This window comes from Streptomyces sp. NBC_00443 (assembly GCF_036014175.1).
Lineage (GTDB): Bacteria > Actinomycetota > Actinomycetes > Streptomycetales > Streptomycetaceae > Streptomyces.
Map to the genome: position 1 here is coordinate 3,078,579 of NZ_CP107917.1, position 23,005 is coordinate 3,101,583.

Genomic DNA, 23,005 nt, shown 5'->3' on the forward strand with positions numbered 1-23,005 from the left:
GTGGCGTTATCCCTTCACGGCGCCGGCCGTCAGGCCGCTGACAGCCTTGCGCTGCAGGAAGACGAAGAGGATCAGGATCGGGATGGCGAAGAGGGAGGACGCCGCCATCGTCGCGCCCCAGTCGTTGCCGAAGGCGGTCTGGAAGCTGGACAGCCACAGTGGCAGGGTCTGCGCCTCCGCCTCCTTGTTCAGCACCAGGACCAGGGGGAATTCATTCCAAGCGGTGATGAAGCCGAACAGGGACGTGGACATCAGCCCCGGCGCGAGCAGCGGCAGGATGACCTTGCGGAACGCCTGGGCGCGGCTGCAGCCGTCGACCATCGCGGCCTCCTCCAGTTCCCTGGGGACCGCGGCGACGAAGCCGCGCAGGGTCAGGATGGTGAAGGGCAGGATCATCATCATGTAGAAGACCGTCAGCGGCAGCAGGCTGTTCAGCATCGACGCGTCCCGCACGATCATGTACATCGCGATGATCATGACCTCCCAGGGCGCCATCTGGGCCATCATGAAGCCGATGACGAACCCGCGCCGCCCCCTGAACCGCATCCGGGCGAGGGCGAAGGAGCCCGCCAGCGCGATGACCAGGGCGAAGCCGACCGCGCAGAGCGTCACGATCAGCGAGTTGGTGACGTACGTCCAGAAGTGGTCGACGCCGGTCGCCCGCTTGAAGTGGGCGAAGGTGATCTCGGTCGGGAACCACACCGGGTCCTCGGAGATGATGTCGCCGGTCGGCTTGAAGGCCGTGGAGAACATCCAGTACACGGGGAAGACGAAGCCGATGAACAGGACGACGGCCGTGACGTTGGGCCACAGGCGGCCGAAGAGCGAGCGCTTCACAGCTCGTCCTCCTCTTGCTTGAGCACGATCCTGAGGTAGTACGCGGTCAGGCCGAGCAGGATCAGGATGGTCAGGACGGCGATCGCCGCGCCCATGCCGTAGTGCTGGTTGCCGACGCCCTCGATGTAGGCGTAGACGGGCAGGATCTCGGTGAGCCGGTCAGGGCCGCCGCCGTTGATGGTGAAGACCTGCACGAACGCCTTGAAGACCCAGATGATCTCCAGGAAGGTCGTGGCGTAGAGGAAGGGCCGCAGGTACGGCAGCGTCACCGTGCTGAAGCTCTTCCAGGCGCCCGCGCCGTCCAGCGCCGCGGCCTCGTAGAGCTCGCCCGGGATGGTGGTCGTGGCCGCGTAGAGGTTGATCGCGACGAACGGGATGGACATCCAGACGATCAGCAGCGTGACCACGAAGAACGTCGACAGCTGGCTGCTGGTCCAGCTGTAGTCGGCCATGGAGTGCCAACCCAGCTTGTCCAGCACCCAGTTGACGACGCCGAAGCGCTGCGCGAACAGCCACTGGTAGACGGTGCTCGCGGCGACCACCGGCATCGCCCAGGCCAGCACAAGACCGACCAGCAGCATGACCCGCATCCGCCGGCCGAGGCGGGCGAGCAGCAGGCCGACCAGGGCGCCGATGACCATGATCAGGGCGACGTTGACCGCCGTGAACAGGATCGAGCGCAGGGTGACGCGCCAGAAGTCCTCGCCGGTGAGGACCTCCTTGTAGTTGTCGATGCCGTTCCACTCGGTGACGTGCTGGATCAGCTGCGCCATGTTGAGGTTCTGGAACGACAGCAGGATGTCCTTGACCAGCGGCCAGCCGAGCAGCAGCACGGTGGCCGCGCAAGCCGGCAGCAGCAGGAGGTACGGGGTGAGCGCGCCGAAGCGGGACGCGGCTCTGGGCGGTGGCCCGGCGGAACCGCTCTCGGCTTTCCCGACTGCGTCCACCGGACCGGAAGGCGGCCGTTCGGTCTGCACGGTCATGCTCGCGATCTCTCTTCTCGGCCTGCGTGTCTGGCCTGCATGTCTGGCCTGCGTAACTCGGCCTGCGTGTCTCGGCCTGCGTACGTGGAGCCGCGTACGGTCGCCGGGGCGGGGGGCGTCACGCGCATCCCCCACCCCGGCGTGACCCGGTGCCCTTACTGCTGCTGCGCCAGACGCTTGTTGAACTCGTCCTCGACCTGCTTGGCCGCCTCGGCCGGCGACTTACCGTTCAGCACGGCGGTCATGTACGTCTTGACCGGGTTGGGCGCGTTCTCCACGGCCGCCCACTCCGGGATCAGCGGCGTGGTGCCACCGCCCGCGGCGGCCGGCGCGGCGGCCTCGGCGACGGCGTTGCCCTTGAGGTTGGTCTGCAGCGCCTCCTTGTTCGGGATGACGCCGTTCTGCTTGGCGAGCTCGCCCTCGTACTGGTCGGACAGCGCGATCTTCAGGAACTCCTTGGCGAGCTCCTGCTTCTTGCTGCCCGCGGCGACGGCGAGGTTGGAGCCGCCCAGGAAGACGCCCTCGGGCTTGTCGGCCGTGGCACCCGGGATCGTGAAGTAGCCGATGTCCTGCTCGATCTTCTTGTTGGCCGCGATCGCCGTACCGGCCTCCCAGCCCATGCCGATGAAGGCGCCGACGTTGCCCTTGGCGAAGACCTCGGCCTGCTGCGGGGTCGCCTCGTCCTTGTCCTTGGGCGCCTTGGACAGGGCCTGGAACTTCTTGTACGTCTCCATGGCGGCGGCGACCTTCGGGTCGTCCAGGTTGGAGACGTACTTGTCGCCGTCCTTCTTCACCAGCTCGGCGCCCTCACCGATGGTCAGGCCGACGAAGTGGTACCAGTTCTGGCCCGGCAGGTAGATGGGCTCGGCGTCGGTCTTCTCGCCGATCTGCTTGAGGTCGGCGTAGAACTCGTCCCGGGTCTTGGGGGTGTCCTTGATGCCGGCGTCGGCCCAGACCTTCTTGTTGTAGAGCACGACACGGTTGGCGAAGTACCACGGGGCGGCGTACTGCTTGCCGTCGAAGATGGAGGACTCGTTGAGGGACTCGGCCCAGTCGGCGCCGATCTCGGTCTTGAGGTCGGCGAGGTCGGCGAGGCCGCCGGTCTTGGCGTAGGCCGGGGTCTGGGTGTTGCCGATCTCGAAGACGTCCGGCGGGTTCTCCTCCGACAGGGCGGTGGTCAGCTTCTGCTGGATGCCGTTCCACTGCTGGATCTCGAACTTGACCTTGGCCTTCGTCTTCTTCTCGAAGGCGGCCTGGACGTCCTTCTGCCACTGGTCCGGGGAGGATCCGTCCATCACCCACACCGTGAGCGTCTCGCCCGCGTAGCCGTCGGCCCCTGCCTTGTCCCCGCCGTCGCCGTTGTCGCCCCCGCACGCTGCCAGGGAGATCATCATGCCCGCGACACCGATCGCGGATATCAGCTTGCGCTTCACGCCACCCTCCTCAGGGATGCCACAAACCCCCCTGCCTCCCCGCACGAGCGTTGGGCCGGGACCTGGACCAATGGTGTAGACCAGTAGGGGGAGCTTGGACCAGACCAGAAAGCGTGTCAAGGGGCACGGAAAGGGGCCTGACCAGCCGTTATGCGACCTACATATGAAGGAACCTTTAAGTAAGAAGCCAGCGAAAACACCGACGCCGGAGTAGTCTCGTCCGCTAGACCACTCAGCACTGTGGACTAGACCAAAAGCGGCGGCGACGGTATACAGAAGGGATCACGATGTGACCCGCATCCGGAGCCGGGAAGGCGAAGCATGAGCACCGACGTCAGCAGTGCGGAGAACGAGAAGGGCGCCACCGTCCGTACCGCCCGCGTGCCCAAGTACTACCGCCTGAAGAAGCACCTTCTCGACATGACGGAGACCCAGGCGCCCGGCACCCCGGTACCGCCCGAGCGCACGCTGGCCGCCGAGTTCGACACCTCCCGCACGACCGTGCGCCAGGCCCTGCAGGAACTGGTCGTCGAGGGACGCCTGGAGCGCATCCAGGGCAAGGGCACGTTCGTCGCCAAGCCGAAGGTCTCGCAGGCCCTGCAACTCACCTCGTACACCGAGGACATGCGCGCCCAGGGCCTGGAACCCACCTCGCAGCTGCTGGACATCGGCTACATCACCGCCGACGACCGCCTCGCCGACCTTCTCGACATCACGGCCGGCGGCCGGGTGCTGCGCATCGAGCGGCTGCGCATGGCGAACGGCGAGCCGATGGCCATCGAGACGACCCACCTGAGCGCGAAGCGCTTCCCGGCCCTGCGCAGGTCCCTGGTCAAGTACACCTCCCTCTACACCGCGCTCGCCGAGGTCTACGACGTCCATCTCGCCGAGGCCGAGGAGACGATCGAGACCTCCCTGGCCACCCCGCGCGAGGCCGGTCTGCTCGGCACGGACGTGGGCCTGCCGATGCTGATGCTGTCCCGGCACTCGCTGGACCGGGACGGGCAGCCGGTGGAGTGGGTGCGGTCCGTCTATCGCGGGGACCGCTACAAGTTCGTGGCGAGGCTCAAGCGGCCGCAGGACTGAGCCCGCCCGGGAAGGTGAAGGGGCGACACCTGAAGGGGCGACACGTGAAGGGACAACTACTCCCGCACGCGGTGTAGCGCGTCTCCTCAACCTGCTCTACGTTCCTCCCGTCGCCGCATGGACGGGAGGACCACCCGGTGCGTACCGCGAATCCCCGAACCATCGTCATCTGGACCCTGGTCGCGCTGGTCGGTGCCGCCGGCTGGACCGTCCTGGCGCTGTCCCGCGGCGAGGAGGTCTCCGCCGCGTGGATGGTCGCCGCCGCCCTCGGCTCGTACGCCGTCGCCTACCGTTTCTACGCCAAGTTCATCGCGTACAAAGTCCTGAAGGTCGACAGGACCAGGGCCACCCCGGCCGAACGCCTCAACAACGGCATCGACTTCCACCCCACCGACCGCCGAGTCCTCCTCGGCCACCACTTCGCGGCGATCGCCGGCGCCGGACCGCTCGTCGGCCCGGTCCTGGCCGCGCAGATGGGGTATCTCCCCGGCACCATCTGGATCATCGTCGGCGTCATCTTCGCGGGCGCGGTCCAGGACATGGTGGTGCTGTTCTTCTCCACCCGCCGCAACGGGCGTTCGCTCGGCCAGATGGCGCGCGAGGAGATCGGCCCGTTCGGCGGCGCGGCCGCCCTGCTGGCCACCTTCGTCATCATGATCATCCTGCTCGGCGTGCTGGCCCTGGTGATCGTCAACGCCCTCGCGCAGTCCCCGTGGGGCACCTTCTCCATCGCGATGACGATCCCGATCGCCCTGCTGATGGGCTTCTACCTGCGGGTGCTGCGTCCCGGCCGGGTCGCCGAGGTCTCGTTGATCGGCGTCGCGCTGCTGCTGTTCGCGCTGATCGCGGGCCGCTGGGTGGCCGAGTCGTCGTGGGCCGACACCTTCACGCTCGCGCCCTCGACGCTGGTCGTCTGGATGGTGGCGTACGGCTTCATCGCCTCGATCCTGCCGGTGTGGATGCTGCTGGCGCCGCGCGACTACCTGTCGACCTTCATGAAGATCGGCACGATCTTCCTGCTCGCCCTCGGCGTCGTCATCGCCCTGCCGACGCTGAGGATGGACCCGGTGACGGACTTCGCCTCCCGCGGGGACGGCCCGGTCTTCGCGGGCTCGCTCTTCCCGTTCGTCTTCATCACCATCGCCTGCGGCGCGCTGTCCGGCTTCCACGCGTTGATCTCCTCCGGTACGACGCCGAAGATGATCCAGAAGGAGACGCAGGTCCGGATGATCGGATACGGCTCCATGCTGATGGAGTCGTCGGTCGCCGTGATGGCGCTGGTGGCGGCGAGCATCATCGACCCGGGCCTGTACTTCGCGATGAACGCGCCCGCCGGGGTCATCGGCGACACCGTGCAGAACGCCTCGCAGGTCGTGGGCAGTTGGGGCTACCAGATCTCCCCGGAAGCGCTCGCGCGGGCGGCGGAGAACGTCGAGGAATCGACCCTGCTCTCCCGTACGGGCGGCGCGCCCACGCTGGCCATCGGCGTCTCCGAGATCTTCTCCGAGGTCACCGGCGGTGGCCTGCGGGCCTTCTGGTATCACTTCGCGATCATGTTCGAGGCGCTGTTCATCCTGACCGCCCTGGACGCCGGCACCCGCGTGGGCCGCTTCATGCTCCAGGACATGCTGGGCAACGTCCACCGGTCCTTCAGGAACATCAGCTGGAAGCCCGGTCTGGTCATCACCAGCGCGGTGGTGTGCGGGTTGTGGGGCTACTTCCTGTGGGTGGGCGTCCATGAACCGCTCGGCGGCATCAACCAGCTCTTCCCGATCTTCGGGATCTCGAACCAGCTGCTCGCGGCGGTCGCTCTCGCCGTCTGCACGACGCTGCTGGTGAAGTCGGGGCGTCTCAAGTGGGCCTGGATCACCGGGGTTCCGCTCGCCTGGGACGCGACGGTGACGCTGACCGCCAGCTGGCAGAAGGTCTTCTCCAGCGACCCGAAGGTCGGCTTCTTCAAGCAGCGCCAGGTGTTCCAGGACGCCATCGACCGCGGTGAGGTCCTGCCGCCCGCCAAGAGCATGGACGACATGCACACCGTGGTGACCAACTCCACGGTGGACGGCGTCCTCACAGCGGTCCTCGCGCTCCTGATCGTCGTCGTGATCGTCGACGCCACCCGCGTCTGCGTGCGGCACGTCCGCCGCCCGGCGCTGTCCACGCTCAGCGAGGCGCCGTACGTCGAGTCGAAGATCACTGCTCCGGCAGGGCTGTTCCCGACCAAGGAGGAGAAGGAGGAGGAACGCCGTGCGGTCGCTGAGGCGAGCAGTCAGTCTTCGGCGGGTGTTCAGTAGTGTGCGCTGGTACGTGCGGGAGTTGACCGACGAGTCGGCATACGACCGCTATGTCACCCACGTACGGCATGAGCACCCGGACGCGGAAGTGCCCTCGCGGCGCGCGTTCGAGCGGATGCGGACGGACCGTCAGGAAGCAGATCCACGCCAGGGGTTCCGCTGCTGCTGAGCGCCCCCTCGGCGTACACACCAATCCTCCACATCCGATATGCGGACAGGGTCTTCCGCTGTCGTTGCACCGTCACCTACATTGCCCGGGCGTTTCTCAGGTGATCAGTGAGGGGACGGAGCCGTCAGATGTCAGATGCCCCAGAAGTGAACAGAGAGCCGGTGGTGACACCCGTAAGGGTCGTCATCGGACTCTGCCTCGTCGCGCCCTTCGTGGCGATGCTGTGGGTCGGTTCGTATGCCAAGACCGATCCGGCGTTCGCCGGCATCCCGTTCTTCTACTGGTACCAGATGCTGTGGGTCCTGCTCTCCACGCTGCTGACGATGATCGCGTACAAGCTGTGGCAGCGTGACCAGCGCGGCCGCGCCTCCCAGAAGGGCGGTGCGTCGGAATGAACGACGGCGTGAACGGCGTCGCACTCGGCGTCTTCATCTTCTTCTTCCTGGCCGTCACGGTCATGGGCTTCCTGGCCGCGCGCTGGCGCAAGGCCGAGAACGAGCAAAGCCTCGACGAATGGGGACTGGGCGGCCGGTCGTTCGGTACCTGGGTCACCTGGTTCCTGCTCGGCGGCGACCTGTACACGGCGTACACGTTCGTCGCCGTACCCGCGGCGATCTACGCGGCGGGCGCGGCCGGCTTCTTCGCCGTGCCGTACACGATCCTCGTCTACCCCCTGATCTTCACGTTCCTGCCCCGCCTGTGGTCGGTCTCCCACAAGCACGGCTATGTGACGACCTCGGACTTCGTGCGAGGCCGCTTCGGCTCGAAGAGCCTGTCGCTGGCGGTGGCCGTCACCGGCATCCTGGCGACGATGCCGTACATCGCGCTCCAGCTCGTCGGCATCCAGGCCGTGCTGGACGTGATGGGCGTCGGCGGCGGCGAGGACACGAACTGGTTCATCAAGGACCTCCCGCTGCTCATCGCCTTCGGTGTGCTGGCCGCGTACACCTACTCCTCGGGCCTGCGCGCGCCCGCGCTGATCGCGTTCGTGAAGGACACGCTGATCTACATCGTCATCGCGGTGGCGATCATCTACATCCCGATCAAGCTCGGCGGCTTCGACGAGATCTTCGCCAAGGCGGGCGAGGCGTACAGCCAGACCAACCCGGCCACGGGTGCGCCGCGCGGTGCGCTGGTGCCGGGCGAGGCGGGGCAGTGGACGTACGCCACGCTGGCGCTGGGCTCCGCACTCGCGCTGTTCATGTACCCGCACTCGATCACCGCGACGCTGTCCTCGCGCAGCCGTGAGGTGATCCGCCGCAACACCACGATCCTGCCGCTGTACTCCCTGATGCTGGGCCTCCTGGCGCTGCTGGGCTTCATGGCGATCGCGGCCGGCATCAAGGTGCAGAACGGCCAGCTGGCCATTCCCCAGCTGTTCGAGACCATGTTCCCGTCCTGGTTCGCGGGCGTCGCCTTCGCGGCGATCGGCATCGGCGCGCTGGTGCCGGCGGCGATCATGTCGATCGCGGCTGCGAACCTCTTCACCCGCAACATCTACAAGGACTTCATCAAGCCGGACGCGACGCCCGCGCAGGAGACCAAGGTCTCCAAGATCGTGTCCCTGCTGGTGAAGGTGGGCGCGCTGGTCTTCGTCCTCACCATGGACAAGACGGTCGCCATCAACTTCCAGCTCCTGGGCGGCATCTGGATCCTGCAGACCTTCCCGGCCCTGGTCGGCGGCCTGTTCACGCGCTGGTTCCACCGCTGGGCCCTGCTGGCCGGCTGGGCGGTCGGCATGATCTACGGCACAGTCGCCGCGTACGGCGTCGCCTCCCCGACCCAGAAGCACTTCGGCGGCTCGGCGAAGGAGATCCCGGGCATCGGTGAGATCGGCTACATCGGCCTCACGGCGTTCGTGCTGAACGTGGTGGTGACGGTGGTCCTGACCTTCGTCCTGAAGGCCGCGAAGGCCCCGGAGGGCATCGACGAGACCAAGCCGGAGGACTACACGGCGGACGCCGGGGACCCGGGCGTCCAGGTCGAGCTGCCGCCGGCGACGGCGGGCACCTCGCACTAGCGCATCCCGAGGGCGCGACCAACCACGAACACCCCGCAGCGGGCCGCCGAGAGCACGACCTTCGGCGGCCCGCTGTCGTGCGTGACGACCGTGGTCGCCGACATCACGCTCCTCACCCACAAGTTGACGCTGTGAAACCAGCGCGACACAACATCTGGGGGTGGCGTGGCGGGTGAGCACAAGATGTATGCTCGTGCTCGCTGTCGTCGCAGGGGAATCCGGTGCGAATCCGGAACTGTCCCGCAACGGTGTACTTGTGCATGTCTGTTCCCAGAACCGGCGTGCGCAGGAGTCAGTCCGAGGACCTGCCGACAGCGCGCCCGGCCAACCCGGCCGGTGCGCCCGACGTCCGGGCCTCGTGGAATGGGCCGGTGGACGCGACGCCGTGTGCGCTCGTGTGCTGCCCCCTGCCCTCGCCGAGGCCCCCGTGCCGAGCGAGGGAGAGCCCCCACGTGACCATCGCGCCAGCAGACCCGGCCTCAGCCGTTCCGACCGTCCCCACGGACGAGGACGCTCCGGGAACAGCCTTGCTGCGGACCCTGACCGAGCTGACCGCCGACCTCCCCGACGCCGACCCCGGCCGGGTCGCCGCCGCCGCGCTGCGCGGCCGGTCCGCGTTCGCGGACGAGGCGGAGCTGCGCGAGCTGGCCACCGAGGCGGCGGCCGGCCTGATCTCCGAGGACCCCGCCTACAGCAGGCTGGCCGCCCGGCTGCTGACCCTCTCCATCGCCGCCGAGGCCGCCTCGCAGGGCGTCACGTCCTTCACCGGGTCGGTCGCGGTCGGGCACCGCGAGGGCCTCATCGCCGACCGGACCGCCGAGTTCGTGCGCCTGCACGCGGGCCGCCTCGACGCCCTGGTCGACACGGACGCCGACGACCGCTTCGGCTACTTCGGGCTGCGCACCCTGCACAGCCGCTACCTCCTGCGGCACCCCATCACCCGCAAGGTCGTCGAGACGCCCCAGTACTTCATGCTGCGCGTCGCCGCCGGTCTCGCCGAGGACGACACCGCCCGCTCGGTGGACGAAGTCGCCGCGCTCTACGGGCTCATGAGCCGCCTCGACTACCTCCCCTCCTCCCCCACCCTCTTCAACTCCGGCACCCGGCACCCCCAGATGTCGTCCTGCTACCTCCTCGACTCCCCCAAGGACGAGCTGGACTCCATCTACGACCGCTACCACCAGGTCGCCCGCCTCTCCAAGCACGCCGGCGGCATCGGGCTGTCGTACTCCCGTATCCGCTCCCGGGGTTCGCTGATCCGCGGCACCAACGGCCACTCCAACGGCATCGTCCCGTTCCTGAAGACCCTCGACGCCTCGGTCGCCGCGGTGAACCAGGGCGGCCGGCGCAAGGGTGCCGCAGCGGTGTACCTGGAGACCTGGCACTCCGACATCGAGGAGTTCCTGGAGCTGCGCGACAACACCGGTGAGGACGCCCGCCGTACGCACAACCTGAACCTGGCGCACTGGGTCCCGGACGAGTTCATGCGCCGGGTCAACGCCGACGAGCCGTGGTCGCTGTTCTCGCCGTCGGACGTGCCGGATCTCGTCGACCTGTGGGGCGAGGAGTTCGAAGCGGCGTACCGCAAGGCGGAGGCTGCCGGGCTCGCGAAGAAGACCATCCCCGCCCGTGACCTCTACGGCCGCATGATGCGCACCCTCGCGCAGACCGGCAACGGCTGGATGACCTTCAAGGACGCCGCCAACCGCACCGCCAACCAGACGGCCCTGCCGGGCCATGTCGTCCACTCCTCCAACCTCTGCACGGAGATCCTGGAGGTCACGGACGACGGGGAGACGGCGGTCTGCAACCTGGGGTCGGTCAACCTCGGCGCCTTCGTGAACACGATGACCGGCGACATCGACTGGGAGCGGCTCGACGCCACCGTCCGCACGGCCGTCACGTTCCTCGACCGGGTCGTCGACATCAACTTCTACCCGACCGAGCAGGCGGGCCGGTCGAACTCCAAGTGGCGGCCGGTCGGACTCGGCGCGATGGGCCTGCAGGACGTCTTCTTCAAACTGCGCCTGCCCTTCGACTCGGCCGAGGCGAAAGCCCTGTCCGCCCGGATCGCCGAGCGCATCATGCTCGCCGCCTACGAGGCATCCACCGACCTCGCCGAGCGCAACGGACCGCTGCCGGCCTGGGAGAAGACCCGTACCGCCCGAGGTGTCCTGCACCCCGACCACTACGGCGTCGAGCTGACCTGGCCGGAGCGCTGGGCGGCCCTGCGCAGCCGTATCGCCACCACCGGCATGCGCAACTCCCTCCTCCTCGCCATCGCGCCCACCGCGACCATCGCGTCGATCGCCGGTGTCTACGAGTGCATCGAGCCGCAGGTCTCCAACCTGTTCAAGCGCGAGACGCTCTCCGGCGAGTTCCTCCAGGTCAACTCCTACCTGGTCAACGAGCTCAAGGCGCTCGGCGTCTGGGACGCCCGCACCCGTGAGGCGCTGCGCGAAGCGAACGGCTCGGTGCAGGAGTTCGCCTGGATCCCCGAGGACGTACGGCGGCTCTACCGCACGGCGTGGGAGATCCCGCAGCGCGGCCTGATCGACATGGCGGCGCAGCGGACCCCGTTCCTCGACCAGGCCCAGTCCCTGAACCTGTTCCTGGAGACGCCGACCATCGGCAAGCTCTCCTCGATGTACGCGTACGCCTGGAAGTCGGGCCTGAAGACGACGTACTACCTGCGCTCGCGCCCGGCGACCCGCATCGCCCGCGCCGCCCAGGGCCAGGCCGCCCAGCCCGAGAAGACCATCCCCGTCCAGCAGGTCGCCGAGCCCGACGCCGTCGCCTGCTCCCTGGAAAACCCCGAGTCCTGCGAGGCCTGCCAGTAATGACCAGCCGTAACACCAACCTTCTCGACCCGGGCTTCGAGCTGACCCTGCGCCCCATGCGCTACCCGGACTTCTACGAGCGCTACCGGGACGCCATCAAGAACACCTGGACCGTGGAGGAGGTCGACCTCCACTCGGACGTCGCCGACCTGGCGAAGCTCTCCGAGGGCGAGCAGCACATGATCGGCCGGCTGGTCGCGTTCTTCGCGACGGGCGACTCGATCGTGGCGAACAACCTGGTGCTGACGCTCTACAAGCACATCAACTCCCCCGAGGCGCGCCTGTACCTCAGCAGGCAGCTCTTCGAGGAGGCCGTGCACGTCCAGTTCTACTTGACGCTGCTGGACACCTACCTCCCCGACCCGAAGGACAGGGCGGCGGCCTTCGACGCCGTCGAGAACATCCCGTCCATCCGCGAGAAGGCCGAGTTCTGCTTCAAGTGGATCAACGAGGTCGAGAAGCTGGACCGCCTGGAGACCAAGGCCGACCGGCGTCGCTTCCTGCTCAACCTGATCTGCTTCGCCGCGTGCATCGAGGGCCTGTTCTTCTACGGCGCCTTCGCGTACGTCTACTGGTTCCGCAGCCGTGGCCTGCTGCACGGCCTCGCGACCGGCACCAACTGGGTGTTCCGCGACGAGACGATGCACATGAGCTTCGCCTTCGACGTGGTCGACACCGTCCGCAAGGAGGAGCCGGAGCTGTTCGACGACCAGCTCGAGCAGGAGGTCACCGACATGCTGAGGGAGGCCGTCGAGGCCGAGCTGCAGTTCGCGCGCGACCTGTGTGGTGACGGCCTCCCGGGGATGAACACCGCCTCGATGCGGCAGTACCTGGAGTGTGTCGCCGATCAGCGTCTGACGCGTCTCGGCTTCGCTCCGGTGTACGGCTCCGAGAACCCCTTCTCCTTCATGGAGCTCCAGGGCGTTCAGGAGTTGACCAACTTCTTCGAGCGGCGGCCCTCGGCGTACCAGGTGGCGGTGGAGGGCACCGTCGACCTGGACGAGGACTTCTGAGCCTCGGCCTCGTCGCGCTCCTGGGCCTCCCTGATCTGACGGTCGATGCGCCGGTCGCGCACCGCGCCGATCAGTGACGGGAGAGCCAGGAGCACGAACATCCCGAGGACGACGATCATGGCGAGCAGTGTCTGTGTCTGGTCTGCAGTCATGACACCACTGTCGCTCCGTACACTCCTTACGAACAGTGGCAGGACTGCCGCACGCCCTCGATTTACTGCCAGCTTCGAGGCACACTGGCAGCATGCTGAACAACGTCGCCGCCGTCCTCCTCGACGGTGTACATCTCTTTGAAATGGGCGTCGTCTGCGAGGTGTTCGGCATCGACCGCAGCGACGAGGGGCTGCCGACCTACGATTTCGCGGTCGTCTCGGCGGAGGGACCGACGCTGGGCACCCATGTCGGCGGACTCACCGTCTCCACGCCGTACGGCCTGGAGCGGCTGGAGGAGGCCGACCTGATCGCGGTACCGGCCGGCCGCGAGTACGTCACCCGTGACTATCCGCCCGAACTGCTGGATGCCCTGGTCAGGGCCGTCGAGCGGGGTGCGCGGGTGCTGAGCGTGTGCTCCGGCGTCTTCGCGCTGGGTGCCGCGGGACTGCTCGACGGGCGGCGGTGCAGTGTGCACTGGCGGCACGCCGGGGAACTGTCCCTGCGGCACCCGGGGGCCATCGTCGAGCCGGACGTGCTGTACGTCGACGAGGGGCCGGTGATCACCAGCGCCGGCACCGCCGCCGGCATCGACGCCTGTCTGCACATCGTGCGCCAGGAGCAGGGGCCCGAGGTCGCCAACAAGATCGCCCGGCGCATGGTGGTGCCGCCGCACCGGGACGGCGGGCAGGCCCAGTACATCGAGCGCCCGCTGCCCCGCTCCCAGTGCGACACGGTCGGCGAGGTGCTGACCTGGATGGAACGCCACCTCGACGAGGACCTCACCGTCGAGCAGCTCGCCGAGCGTGCGCTGATGTCCCCGCGCACCTTCGCCCGCCGCTTCCAGCAGGAGACCGGCACGACCCCCTACCGCTGGATCCTGCGCCAGCGCGTGCTGCTGGCGCAGGAGTTGCTGGAGGCGACGGACGAGACGGTGGACGCGATCGCGAGTCGAACAGGGTTCGGAACCGCGGCCGCGCTGCGCCACCAGTTCGTACGTGCCCTGGGGACGACCCCGAACGCCTACCGACGGACGTTCCAGGGGCCGAACGCGGCCTGAGCCGTCCCGGGCGGCACCGGTCCCGGCAGCGCTAGTCCCTCGGCACCGGCCTCAGCAGCAGCTTGTGCGGGCGGAGCGTGATGCCCACACGGGTCGCGTCGTTCGAACCCGACACCTGCTCGAATCGGTACTTCGTGGCGAGCGCCGCCGTGATCAGCGTCAGCTGCGCCATCGAGAAGTGGTCGCTCGGGCACTTGCGGTTGCCCACGCTGAACGGGCTCATGGCGTACTTCGGCACGTCCTTGACGCGGTCCGGAAGCCAGCGGTCCGGGTCGAAGTCGAGGTTGTCCGCATACGACTTCTCGTCGCGCTGTATCGCGAAGGGGCTGTAGATGATGTCGGCCCCGGCCGGAATGCGATAGCCACCGAGTGACGTATCGGTCACCGCCCGGCGTGTCAGAATCCAGACCGCGGGGCGCAAACGCATCGCCTCCACGACGACATTGTTCGTGTGCCTGAGGCTACGGACGTCCTCGAATGCCACGGGCCTCCCGCCGGTGACGGATTCGACCTCCGCGCACACCTTGTCGGCGTGTTCCGGATGTTCCGCGAGCACATGCAGGAGCCACATGATCGTGGAGGCCACGGTTTCGCTGCCGGGCGTGACAATCGCGACGACCTGGTCGTGGATCTCCTGTTCCCCGATGGGGTCGCCATTCTCGTCCTTCGCCTCCAGCAATGCCGTCAGCAAATCGTCCGGCTTTTGACCGGACGCCCGGCGTTCGGCGACGATCTCGTCGACCAGGAGATGCAAATCGGCCAGGGCCCGGTTGAATTCGCGGTTGGGCGGCAGAGGCAGCTTGTACAGCGGCCCCAGCGGGATCACCATCCGCCGGTACATGCCCCGGAAGACCGTGGCGAGGGCGTTGCACAGCCGCTCGGCCCGCTCGTCCATGTAGTCGCCGCGCAGCAGACAGCGGGCGGCGATGCGCACCGCGATCCGGAACGACTCGGAGGTGCAGTCGATGGTCTCGCCGGGCTTCCAGCGCTCGGCCAGCCCATGCGCCTCCTCCTCCATGATCGGCCCGTACGCGGGGATCGCGTCGAGCCGGAAGGCCGGCTGGATGGTGCGTCGCTGACGCCGGTGCCGGGGGCCGTTCGCCGTGGCCACGCCCTCCTTGCCGAGCAGGCCTTCCAGGGACTCCCACAGCGGCCCGTCGATCTTGAAGTCGGTGCTCAGCGCCAGGGCGCCGGTGAGCTCCGGAGTCGTGACGGCGTACACCGTCTTCGGGCCGAGCCTGAGGCGTACGACGTCGCCGTGCCCCCGGAGCGCGGCCATGAAGGCCAGCGGATCCCGGGCCAGCTTCCAGCCATGGCCGAGAAGCGGAACTCCACCGCCCGCGAGGGGCGGCTCACGCAGTTCCGAAGCCACACGGGGCTGGGCTTCGGGACGGACGGACTCGACGGTCATTTCTCACCTGCCGCTTCGTTGTTGACGTACGGGGGCGTGGACCGGTCGTCCCAGCTGTCGACCCTGTACCGGCCGGACTCGTGGTGGAACCAGTAGACCGAGCTGAACCAGTTGCGCATATTGCAGACGCAGGCACGCACGGCGGCGCTGAGTTCCTTTCCCGACACCGTGCCGTCGGCCAGGGAGTCCGCGAATTCCAGAGCCTCACGCTCGGCCACCCGGAAATCGGATATGGACTCCTCGACCCGTTGCCTGACTTCCGTAACTGCTTCTTCCAGGGTCAGCCCGTCGTGTTTGACGAGGCTGATTCCGAGGTTGTGCACCTCGTCGCCCGCGATTTCCTTGGGAAGTGAGCAGAGGTCGTTGTACCAGGCGGCGAATTCCTGGCTGAGTAACGCCGCCCGCCGATATGCCGGGTGTTTGCGTACGGCATCCGGCAGTTCCAGTCCGGCAGCCGGCTCCAGCAGGTCGGTCCAGATCCAGTGCGCGAAGGTGAGCCGGCGTAGCGCGAGATATTCCTCGACCGGGGGGATGATTCCTTCGGTGCGGTTTCGGAATTCCCGGTCGTACGCCTCGATCACCGTATGGAAGTGCCGGGCGAACCGGGCGTTCCAGGTGCCGGGCAGGAACGAGTAGAGCCGCACCATGCTGTCCGCGAACCCCGCGACCAGCGGGTCCTCGTGGTGCAGATGGTCCTGGGGTGAGTCGAGAGCCGCGTGCAGGCGGAACCGCAGCCGCCGCCAGGCCGCCGGGCGGCGGTGGACGATGTCCCGGTCGTGCCGGTCGTCCCAGACGAAGAACCACGCGCTGTAGTCGGCTATCGCCTGGAGTACGTCCTCGGGGGCGCCAATGTAGTACCCCGCCATGAGGTCCGTGTAGCACAGTCCGTCGGCATATTCCTCGACCTTGTCGGCCGGCATCAGCCGCTTTTCGAGCAGCCAGGTGCGAGTCTTCTCCTGGAGCCTGGGCCAATACGGATGGAGCTGCCTGGGAAACGCTGATTCGATCACCGGAAGAGAGAGTACTGGTGGAACCGGGACCGCCGTCGGTGTCGATGTGGTGCCGTGTGAGAAAGCATGCACGAACAAACCCCTCTCAGCCGCCAGTTGTGTAGTTGTGCACGCCCCCTCCCGCTGTACCGGGCGTGCGCCGTTGCGTATCCCCGCACTTCCATTCAGCACCACAACTGACCGATCTGGGAACGGATTTGCTTCATTCACTACCCCCGGGCGCCGAGAATCTCCCCCTATGTGACTGAATTTGGATCACTGCTCGCATGTATGGGATCGAACGTGCGACGGACATGCGAACGGCGCCTGGTCAGGGAGGTGATCCTGAACAGACGCCGTGCACAAGGGACTTGTGGGACCTACGGGGAGGCCTCAGCCGTTCGCGACCACGGGGTAGCGGGGCTCGTTCTCGGCCATCTGCCGGAGCGCGTCCTTGCGCTCCCGCTTGGAGAGACGGTCGATGTAGAGGTAGCCGTACAGGTGGTCGGTCTCGTGCTGCAAACACCGAGCGAAGTAGCCGGTGCCGCGCACCTTGATCGGGTTGCCCTTCTCGTCCTGCCCCGTGACCTCGGCGTAGTCGGGCCGGGCGAGCTCCGCATACGCGGTCGGCACCGACAGGCAGCCCTCGTTGCTGTCGTCCAGGCGGCGCTGGTCCGCGGGCAGCTCGACGAGCTTCGGGTTGCACACGACACCGACGTGCCGCTTGCCCTCGTCGTCCATGCAGTCGTAGACGAAGACCTTCGAGTCGACGCCGATCTGGTTGGCGGCCAAGCCCACGCCCTCGGCGGTGCGCTGCGAGGCGAACATGTCCGCGATCAGCTGGTCCAGCTCGGCGCCGAACTCGGTGACGTCCTTGCACTCCTTGTGGAGCACCGGGTTCCCCACGACGGTGATCGGCCGCGACGTGCCGCGCTCACGCCAGGCGTTCTCGCGCTCCTCCGCGTCCTCGGTGTCGACGACGAAACCCTCGTCATCCACGGGGAGCACGCCCGCGTGCTGCTGCTCGGTGTCCTGCTGGGCCATGACCGACGTATGCCTTCCTGCACAAGAAAAGGGTGTGTGATGCTGATACAGGGTACGGCGGTCGGTCAGCAGACCTCTTCGAGATCCCGCCAGTCCCGCGAATCCGGACTGTCCGCAACCCACCCGTCCAGCAACCCCCGCACCAGCGCAGCCGGCGCAGCCACCCCGCACTCCCGCTCCGGTACCCACAGCTGCCCGTCGGTCCGGTGCCCCAGCGGACCGGGGTGACCCGGCTCACTGTGATCGTGCGGGTCGAGATGCTCCCCGTCGCCCTCGTCCGACGGCATCCGCGACTCCGAGCACATCCGGCACAGCAGCCGCACCGAGGAGGACCAGTCCTCCGCGGCGAACCCGGCGTCCGCGGCGAGCTGCTCCAGCGCGTCCCGGTCGGCCTCGGTGGCGGCCTCCAGGAGGACCACCCAGGTGGGGACAGGCGAGGGCGCCCACAGCTCGATCTCGTCGAAGACGGGGTAGGCGTGCCCGGCGGTCGTGGTCCGCTCGCCGTGCGGCACCCCGTCGTGCAGCACGACCTCGCCCCAGCGCCGCCCCGAGGACGGCAGCGGGATCGACAGCACCTCGATCCGGGCGGGGTCCAGCCGCCGCCCCCACACGACCTCGGCCTCGCCCTCCGGGGACAGTCGTACGGCCGCACTGCCCAGGTCCATCCCGACCGGCTCGCCGGAGTCGGTCGCACTGCCGGGCACCCGCAGCCCGTAGGCCTGCCAGGCCCGCCGGGCCAGCGGCCAGTCCTGCAGGGCGGTGGCCGCGATGCCGACGTTCCACCAGTCGGGCGCCCCGGTCTCCCGGTCGAGCAGCGCCACGGCCCGCAGCCCGGCCGCCCGGGCCTGCTCCCAGTCGTGCCGGAACTTGTGCAGCAGCGCGAGGTTGAACCAGGACTCCGACAGCCAGGGCTCCAGATCGGCGGCACGTGTCAACAGCGCGCCCGCATCCTCGTACCGGCCGTCGCCGATGAGCGTGAACGCCCGGTCGGTGGCCTGCCGCCAGGAGGCGGAGGGCCGGTGCCGTCCCTTGCCGAAGATCCTCACGATTCCCGCCTGCCAGTTCCGTGGAGTGGGCTGGCTAGTGCTCGCCCCCGGACACACTCTCATTCGCATCCAACCACGTACGGCTGGAAGGGCGCTCATTACCCATGGGTTACCCAGCCACAGGGGGTGTAAGACAGTCTCGCGACAGCACCCGTGCGAGCGACCCCACCACCTCCGGCGCATAGTCACCGGCGGTGCCCAGCCGCAGTTCCTCCAGCGCCTCCAGCGGCCCGCCCGGCCCGGCGTCCCGCGCCTTCTCCTCATAGGCGTTCACCGCCCGCACGATCCGCGCGGCGACCGGTTGCTCCGGGCAGGGGTCGGCGAGCCGTTCCACGACCATCGCCACCTGCGGGCTCACCCCCGTCTGCCGTACGACGGCCCCGCCGAGCAGCGCGATCCGCCGCTGTTCCCCGGCAGGCAGCCCCGCGGTGGCCCCGGCCGGCACCGGGTCGACCAGGCTGAGCTGCCCGATGTCGTGCATGAGGGCGGCGTACTCCAGCACGGTGAGCTCGGCCTCGGACAGGCCCAGGTCCCGCCCCACCTCGCGGCTGAGCGCGGCGACGCGCCTGGCGTGTCCGGCCGGTGTGTACCCGGCGATCTCGGTGGCCCGGGCGAGGGAGGCGATGGTCTGCCGGTAGGTGGCCCGGACGGCGGTGTACCGGCGCAGGGACATCTGGGTGAGCAGCAGCGGGAGCGAGAAGACGGGCAGCGCCCACAGCCCGGCGACGGCGACGGCGAGCGCCATCACGGCGCCCGTCGCGCAGACGGCCGACCCGATCCCGAGGGTCGCCCGCAGCTCGTCCCGCAGCAGCGGCCCGAACGGCCACCGGGTGCGCGAGCGTGCCAGCGCGGCGGCGAGCAGGGCGTCGCACAGGAAGGTGAGGGTGAGGATCGCGAGCAGGACAAGGGCGTAGGCGGTGCCCCAGCCGTGGAACGTGCCCTGGTTGTACAGGGGTTGGAAGCAGACGGCGGCGAAGCCGACGGTGAGCACGCGCCGGGCCAGGTGGTCGAGCACGGGCCGGCCGCGCGCGATGTGCGGCACGCTGCCGAAGAGCGAGGCGGCCAGGACGACGCTGAGGACCTGCGCGACTCCGTGCTCGGACGGCTGACCGCCGTTCGCCCCCAGCAGGGCGTACGACAGCGCTGCGGCGGCCCCGAGCGGTGCGGCCTCCCTGCCCTCCGCCGCCGTCCACCGGGTGAGCTCGCCCAGGGTGATGAGAACCCCGAAGGCGAGGGCCGTACCGCGTTCGTCGAGACCGCTCCACAGGCTGGTGAGCAGGCACACGGTGGCGAGAAGGGCGGCGCAGGCGTGGACGAGACCGAGCAGGAGGGGTCGTGCGGGGGCGCTCACCGGTGTGCCCCCGGCGCACTGGCGACCGGTGGGCGGGGAGGGCGCCCGGAGGCTTCGTCCGCGGTCACGGCGGGATGCCAGCCGTGCTGGTCCACGGCCCGGACGAGGGCGGTGACCATACGGGGGTCGAACTGCGAACCCGCGCACTTCTCCAGCTCCCGCAGCGCGACGGGCACCGGCCGGGCCCGCGAGTACGACCGGTTGGACGTCATCGCGTCGAAGGCGTCCGCGACCGCCACCACCCGTGCCGGTTCCGGGATCTGACTGCCCAACAGTCCGTAGGGGTACCCGCTGCCGTCCAGCCGCTCATGGTGATGCAGTACGGCGGCCCGGGCCTCGCCGAGGAAGGAGATCCCGCGGACCATCTCGTGTCCGTACTCGGGGTGCAGTTCGATGACCCGCCGTTCCTCGGGCGTGAGCGGCCCGTCCTTGCGCAGCAGCCGCGTGGGCACCCCGAGCTTCCCGACGTCGTGCAGGATCCCGGCGAAGCGGAGCACCTCGACGCGTTCGTCGGCCATGCCCAGCTCGCGCGCGATCATCATCGAGGCCTGTCCGACGCGCTCGCTGTGGCCGCGGGTGTAGCCGTCCTTGATGTCGACGGCCTGGACGAGCGCCCGGATGGTCGCCTGATGAGCCGCGCGTTCCCGGTGGTACTGCGCGAACATCCACCACGACACGCACATCGGCAGCAGCACGAGCAACGCGGCGACGGGACCGTACGGGCTGCGCCACAGCACGGCCATCATCAGCCCGGCCAGACCGTGGACGGCGATCGGCGCGAGCGACCGCAGGAACAGCCCGCGCCAGGCACGCCGTGCCGGCACGCGGTCGGCGAGCGTCCGGATCCCGCCGTCGAGAGCCGCAATGACGAGGCAGAACGCCAGCACCGCGGCTCCGGCGGGCGCGAGCGCGTACGGAAAGTCGGACGCCTGTACGGCGTCGTGCTCGCCCAGTGCCCAGTGCACGCGGGCGGCCACATACACCGCGATCACGAGCTGCGCCGCCCGCCACACCCGTCGCAGCAGGTGCGGTCGGCCGGCGACCGGGGCGACCAGCGCTCCCGGCACCGCGACCAGTGCGGCGGCGGACGGGGGCAGCAGGAAGGCTCCGGCGAGGAGCACGGGATAGAACGAGCCGGACAGCCGCGCGCCCCCGGCATAGAGCGCGGCGAGCAGCGCCGGCGCCCACCAGGGGGTGCGTGTCAACGGCAGTGTGTGCAGGCAGAACAGGGCGCCGAGGGCGACACAGACGACGTAGCCACGTACCCGTGTGGGTGTCGCCTCCATAACGCCCCTCCCCGGCAACGCGCTTCAAGCACGGGACCCTAGGGCGGGCAGGGGAGGTCCGCAGTCCATGACGGCGGGATTAGCACGTTCGAGTGACGGCCGTGCGTTCAGGATTCCTGTGGCGCTGCCGTCACGTCGTGGTCGGGCACGGCCTGACCCGAGCGGATCAGGTCGATCCGCCCCATGACCTTGGCGCGCAGGTCCGTCGGCACGTCGTCATGGCCGCAGCACCGCTTGACGAGCTTCTTCACGGCCTCTTCGAGGCCGTACTTCTCGAGGCACGGCGAGCACTCCCGGAAGTGCTGCTTGAACTTGTCGCGATCGACGTCCGGCATCTCACTGTCGAGGAACTCGTAGAGATGATCGAGTACCTCACTGCAGTCCGTCTCGTGCGGCTCTCCGCAGCTCATGAGCCCGAGCCTTTCGCTTCGTTCGACTCTCCGGCGCCGGCCGGGACCAGCCCGCGCTCACGCGCGTAGTCCTCGAGCATGCCGCGCAGTTGACGGCGGCCCCGGTGCAGCCGGGACATCACCGTACCGATGGGTGTCCCCATGATGTCCGCGATCTCCTTGTACGCAAAGCCCTCTACGTCGGCCAGATACACGGCGATGCGGAACTCCTCGGGGATCGCCTGGAGCGCTTCCTTCACGTCCGAGTCGGGCAGGTGGTCGAGCGCCTGCGACTCCGCGGAGCGCAAGCCCGTCGACATGTGCGACTCGGCGCGGGCGAGCTGCCAGTCCTCGATCTCCTCGGCCGCGGAGCGCTGGGGTTCGCGCTGCTTCTTGCGGTACGAGTTGATGAAGGTATTGGTGAGGATCCGGTACAGCCACGCCTTCAGGTTGGTGCCCTCGCGGAACTGGTGGAAGGACGCGTACGCCTTGGCGTACGTCTCCTGCACCAGGTCCTCGGCGTCGGCAGGGTTGCGCGTCATGCGCAGCGCGGCCGAGTACATCTGGTCGAGGTATTCGAGCGCGTCCCGCTCGAAGCGCGCGCTGCGCTCGGCGGTCGTCTCCGCGGACGTGTCCCCGCTCATGCCCTGGCCCTCGGGCTGCTCCGCCTGGCCGTTGTCGGTCCCTGCGTCGGTACCGGGAACCGGACCCACCTCCTCAAGATTCCGGGCAGGGCCGAATCCGGACCCACCTGAATCGGAGGATAGACGACCTGCCGTACCTGCCGCCCCTCGAATAGGCGCGGTCCTGGCCGCATGCAGCACCGTCCACTCCAGGTCAGCTCGGCTGCCGGCGGTCGGGCAGAAGGTCGAACCCATGCGGCGGACTTCCTCTCCTACGACGTGAGCGCTGCTGGTTCAGCACCGCTGTCCGCCACAACAGAGGCCGGGGCCCCGACATTCCCGAGCCTTTACCCGAGTGACCCGGCCCACTTCACTACCGCGTCCGTGACGATCGCCACGGCCTCGTCCTGATCGAGGGGCGCCCGCTTGGGCACGGCCAACCCGTGATCGCCGTACGGCACCTCGACCAGCTCGTAGTCACCGTCGGGAAACTCCTCCGGCTTCCCGAACGGATCGTTCCCGCCCTGGACGACCAGAGTGGGCACGCCGGCCCCGAGCAGCTCGTCGGCGCGGGACTTCTCGGGCTTGCCCGGCGGGTGCAGGGGGAAGCTCAGCGCGAGTACGGCGTGGGCGCCCAGCTCCGTGGCGGTACGGCAGGCGACGCGTGCACCGGCGCTGCGCCCACCGCAGACCACGGGCAGCCCGGGCGCGGCGAGCGCGGGCCACAGGCCCCGCCAGCCGACGTCCAGGGTCTTGGGCGCAGGCGCCACCTTCTTGCCGGCCACCCGCCAGGGCTGCTCCACGAGGGCGACGGTCACTGCGTGGGCCGGGAGGACCTGGGCGAGCGCCTGCAGGTCCCGCGCCCCGATGCCGCCGCCGGCCCCGTGGCTCACCGCCAGCACCAGCCGGGCCTTCCTCGCCGGGTGCCAGGTGATGCGGGCGTCCCCGGCGTCCGTACCAATGATCTCGGTCGTCACGTCG

The 23,005-nt window shown here is 68.7% G+C and carries 21 protein-coding genes and 1 riboswitch; of the genes, 8 read left to right on the forward strand and 13 right to left on the reverse strand.

Annotated features, from left to right (window positions below; genetic code table 11):
- Nucleotides 1-6: 6 nt before the first annotated feature.
- The 3 genes from OHO27_RS13520 to OHO27_RS13530 all read right to left on the reverse strand — a co-directional run bounded on the left by OHO27_RS13520 (nucleotide 7) and on the right by OHO27_RS13530 (nucleotide 3,253).
- Complete coding sequence (locus tag OHO27_RS13520; RefSeq protein WP_328423590.1) at nucleotides 7-837, reverse strand: carbohydrate ABC transporter permease; 831 nt, start codon at nucleotides 835-837, stop codon at nucleotides 7-9.
- Nucleotides 834-1,820 carry a carbohydrate ABC transporter permease gene (locus tag OHO27_RS13525; RefSeq protein WP_328423592.1) on the reverse strand — a complete coding sequence of 329 codons (987 nt, stop codon included), beginning with the start codon at nucleotides 1,818-1,820 and terminating at the stop codon, nucleotides 834-836. The genes OHO27_RS13520 and OHO27_RS13525 overlap by 4 nt, the downstream gene beginning before the upstream one ends.
- A 155-nt stretch (nucleotides 1,821-1,975) precedes the next feature.
- Complete coding sequence (locus OHO27_RS13530; protein WP_328423594.1) at nucleotides 1,976-3,253, reverse strand: extracellular solute-binding protein; 1,278 nt, start codon at nucleotides 3,251-3,253, stop codon at nucleotides 1,976-1,978.
- 321 nt (nucleotides 3,254-3,574) lie between these two features.
- On the opposite strand from OHO27_RS13530, the gene OHO27_RS13535 reads away from it, so the two are divergent.
- The 7 genes from OHO27_RS13535 (at nucleotide 3,575) to OHO27_RS13565 (ending at nucleotide 12,675) form a co-directional block, all read left to right on the forward strand.
- Nucleotides 3,575-4,339 (forward strand): GntR family transcriptional regulator, encoded by a 765-nt coding sequence (locus OHO27_RS13535; RefSeq protein WP_328423596.1) that lies wholly within the window; start codon nucleotides 3,575-3,577, stop codon nucleotides 4,337-4,339.
- A 137-nt stretch (nucleotides 4,340-4,476) separates the two neighbouring features.
- Entirely contained in the window at nucleotides 4,477-6,633 is a 2,157-nt protein-coding gene (locus OHO27_RS13540) for a carbon starvation CstA family protein (RefSeq protein ID WP_328423598.1), read from the forward strand.
- On the forward strand, nucleotides 6,623-6,802 hold the full coding sequence (locus OHO27_RS13545) for a YbdD/YjiX family protein (RefSeq protein WP_328423600.1): 180 nt from the start codon (nucleotides 6,623-6,625) through the stop codon (nucleotides 6,800-6,802). Before OHO27_RS13540 ends, OHO27_RS13545 begins: the two co-directional genes overlap by 11 nt.
- Nucleotides 6,803-6,930: 128 nt before the next feature.
- The gene (locus tag OHO27_RS13550) at nucleotides 6,931-7,197 is read left to right on the forward strand and encodes a DUF3311 domain-containing protein (RefSeq protein WP_328423602.1); all 267 of its coding nucleotides are present in this window, start codon (nucleotides 6,931-6,933) and stop codon (nucleotides 7,195-7,197) included.
- Nucleotides 7,194-8,822: a monocarboxylate uptake permease MctP gene (mctP, locus tag OHO27_RS13555; RefSeq protein WP_328423604.1), complete on the forward strand. Its 1,629-nt coding sequence runs from the start codon at nucleotides 7,194-7,196 to the stop codon at nucleotides 8,820-8,822. The genes OHO27_RS13550 and mctP overlap by 4 nt, the downstream gene beginning before the upstream one ends.
- Nucleotides 8,823-9,009: 187 nt before the next feature.
- A riboswitch (cobalamin riboswitch) is annotated at nucleotides 9,010-9,149 on the forward strand.
- Between the two features lie 125 nt (nucleotides 9,150-9,274).
- Nucleotides 9,275-11,662: a ribonucleoside-diphosphate reductase subunit alpha gene (locus OHO27_RS13560; RefSeq protein ID WP_328423606.1), complete on the forward strand. Its 2,388-nt coding sequence runs from the start codon at nucleotides 9,275-9,277 to the stop codon at nucleotides 11,660-11,662.
- On the forward strand, nucleotides 11,662-12,675 hold the full coding sequence (locus OHO27_RS13565) for a ribonucleotide-diphosphate reductase subunit beta (protein ID WP_328423608.1): 1,014 nt from the start codon (nucleotides 11,662-11,664) through the stop codon (nucleotides 12,673-12,675). Before OHO27_RS13560 ends, OHO27_RS13565 begins: the two co-directional genes overlap by 1 nt.
- On the opposite strand, the gene OHO27_RS13570 is transcribed toward OHO27_RS13565, so the two are convergent.
- Entirely contained in the window at nucleotides 12,588-12,827 is a 240-nt protein-coding gene (locus OHO27_RS13570; RefSeq protein ID WP_328423610.1) for a hypothetical protein, read from the reverse strand. The genes OHO27_RS13565 and OHO27_RS13570 overlap by 88 nt on opposite strands.
- Nucleotides 12,828-12,919: 92 nt before the next feature.
- Here OHO27_RS13570 and OHO27_RS13575 point away from each other — a divergent pair, with 92 nt between their 5' ends.
- A complete protein-coding gene (locus OHO27_RS13575; RefSeq protein WP_328423612.1) occupies nucleotides 12,920-13,885 on the forward strand; it encodes a helix-turn-helix domain-containing protein in 966 nt (321 codons plus the stop codon).
- 31 nt (nucleotides 13,886-13,916) lie between these two features.
- On the opposite strand, the gene OHO27_RS13580 is transcribed toward OHO27_RS13575, so the two are convergent.
- The 9 genes from OHO27_RS13580 to OHO27_RS13620 all read right to left on the reverse strand — a co-directional run bounded on the left by OHO27_RS13580 (nucleotide 13,917) and on the right by OHO27_RS13620 (nucleotide 23,001).
- Complete coding sequence (locus OHO27_RS13580; RefSeq protein ID WP_328423614.1) at nucleotides 13,917-15,296, reverse strand: bifunctional albaflavenone monooxygenase/terpene synthase; 1,380 nt, start codon at nucleotides 15,294-15,296, stop codon at nucleotides 13,917-13,919.
- Nucleotides 15,293-16,378, reverse strand: coding sequence for an epi-isozizaene synthase (gene cyc1, locus OHO27_RS13585; RefSeq protein WP_328430423.1), 1,086 nt, complete (start codon nucleotides 16,376-16,378; stop codon nucleotides 15,293-15,295). Before cyc1 ends, OHO27_RS13580 begins: the two co-directional genes overlap by 4 nt.
- Before the next feature lie 300 nt (nucleotides 16,379-16,678).
- Nucleotides 16,679-17,329: a peptide deformylase gene (def, locus tag OHO27_RS13590; protein WP_328423616.1), complete on the reverse strand. Its 651-nt coding sequence runs from the start codon at nucleotides 17,327-17,329 to the stop codon at nucleotides 16,679-16,681.
- Nucleotides 17,330-17,394: 65 nt separating this feature from the next.
- The gene (locus tag OHO27_RS13595; RefSeq protein WP_328423618.1) at nucleotides 17,395-18,375 is read right to left on the reverse strand and encodes a tetratricopeptide repeat protein; all 981 of its coding nucleotides are present in this window, start codon (nucleotides 18,373-18,375) and stop codon (nucleotides 17,395-17,397) included.
- Nucleotides 18,376-18,484: 109 nt separating this feature from the next.
- Nucleotides 18,485-19,726: an HD domain-containing protein gene (locus OHO27_RS13600; protein WP_328423620.1), complete on the reverse strand. Its 1,242-nt coding sequence runs from the start codon at nucleotides 19,724-19,726 to the stop codon at nucleotides 18,485-18,487.
- Nucleotides 19,723-21,012, reverse strand: coding sequence for an HD-GYP domain-containing protein (locus OHO27_RS13605; RefSeq protein WP_328423622.1), 1,290 nt, complete (start codon nucleotides 21,010-21,012; stop codon nucleotides 19,723-19,725). Before OHO27_RS13605 ends, OHO27_RS13600 begins: the two co-directional genes overlap by 4 nt.
- A gap of 107 nt (nucleotides 21,013-21,119) precedes the next feature.
- A complete protein-coding gene (rsrA, locus tag OHO27_RS13610) occupies nucleotides 21,120-21,422 on the reverse strand; it encodes a mycothiol system anti-sigma-R factor (protein WP_328423624.1) in 303 nt (100 codons plus the stop codon).
- Complete coding sequence (sigR, locus tag OHO27_RS13615; RefSeq protein ID WP_328423626.1) at nucleotides 21,419-22,114, reverse strand: RNA polymerase sigma factor SigR; 696 nt, start codon at nucleotides 22,112-22,114, stop codon at nucleotides 21,419-21,421. Before sigR ends, rsrA begins: the two co-directional genes overlap by 4 nt.
- A 257-nt stretch (nucleotides 22,115-22,371) precedes the next feature.
- Nucleotides 22,372-23,001, reverse strand: a complete 630-nt coding sequence (locus OHO27_RS13620; protein WP_328430424.1) for an alpha/beta hydrolase family protein — start codon at nucleotides 22,999-23,001, stop codon at nucleotides 22,372-22,374.
- Between the last annotated feature and the right edge of the window lie 4 nt (nucleotides 23,002-23,005).

Excerpts from the sequence above, each read along its gene's own strand:
- OHO27_RS13525 (WP_328423592.1), bottom strand. The coding sequence starts at position 1,820 with ATGACCGTGCAGACCGAACGGCCGCCTTCCGGTCCGGTGGACGCAGTC.
- OHO27_RS13535 (WP_328423596.1), top strand. The coding sequence starts at position 3,575 with ATGAGCACCGACGTCAGCAGTGCGGAGAACGAGAAGGGCGCCACCGTC.
- OHO27_RS13550 (WP_328423602.1), top strand. The coding sequence starts at position 6,931 with ATGTCAGATGCCCCAGAAGTGAACAGAGAGCCGGTGGTGACACCCGTA.
- mctP (WP_328423604.1), top strand. The coding sequence starts at position 7,194 with ATGAACGACGGCGTGAACGGCGTCGCACTCGGCGTCTTCATCTTCTTC.
- OHO27_RS13565 (WP_328423608.1), top strand. The coding sequence starts at position 11,662 with ATGACCAGCCGTAACACCAACCTTCTCGACCCGGGCTTCGAGCTGACC.
- OHO27_RS13570 (WP_328423610.1), bottom strand. The coding sequence starts at position 12,827 with ATGACTGCAGACCAGACACAGACACTGCTCGCCATGATCGTCGTCCTC.
- OHO27_RS13575 (WP_328423612.1), top strand. The coding sequence starts at position 12,920 with ATGCTGAACAACGTCGCCGCCGTCCTCCTCGACGGTGTACATCTCTTT.
- OHO27_RS13580 (WP_328423614.1), bottom strand. The coding sequence starts at position 15,296 with ATGACCGTCGAGTCCGTCCGTCCCGAAGCCCAGCCCCGTGTGGCTTCG.
- def (WP_328423616.1), bottom strand. The coding sequence starts at position 17,329 with ATGGCCCAGCAGGACACCGAGCAGCAGCACGCGGGCGTGCTCCCCGTG.
- OHO27_RS13605 (WP_328423622.1), bottom strand. The coding sequence starts at position 21,012 with ATGGAGGCGACACCCACACGGGTACGTGGCTACGTCGTCTGTGTCGCC.
- rsrA (WP_328423624.1), bottom strand. The coding sequence starts at position 21,422 with ATGAGCTGCGGAGAGCCGCACGAGACGGACTGCAGTGAGGTACTCGAT.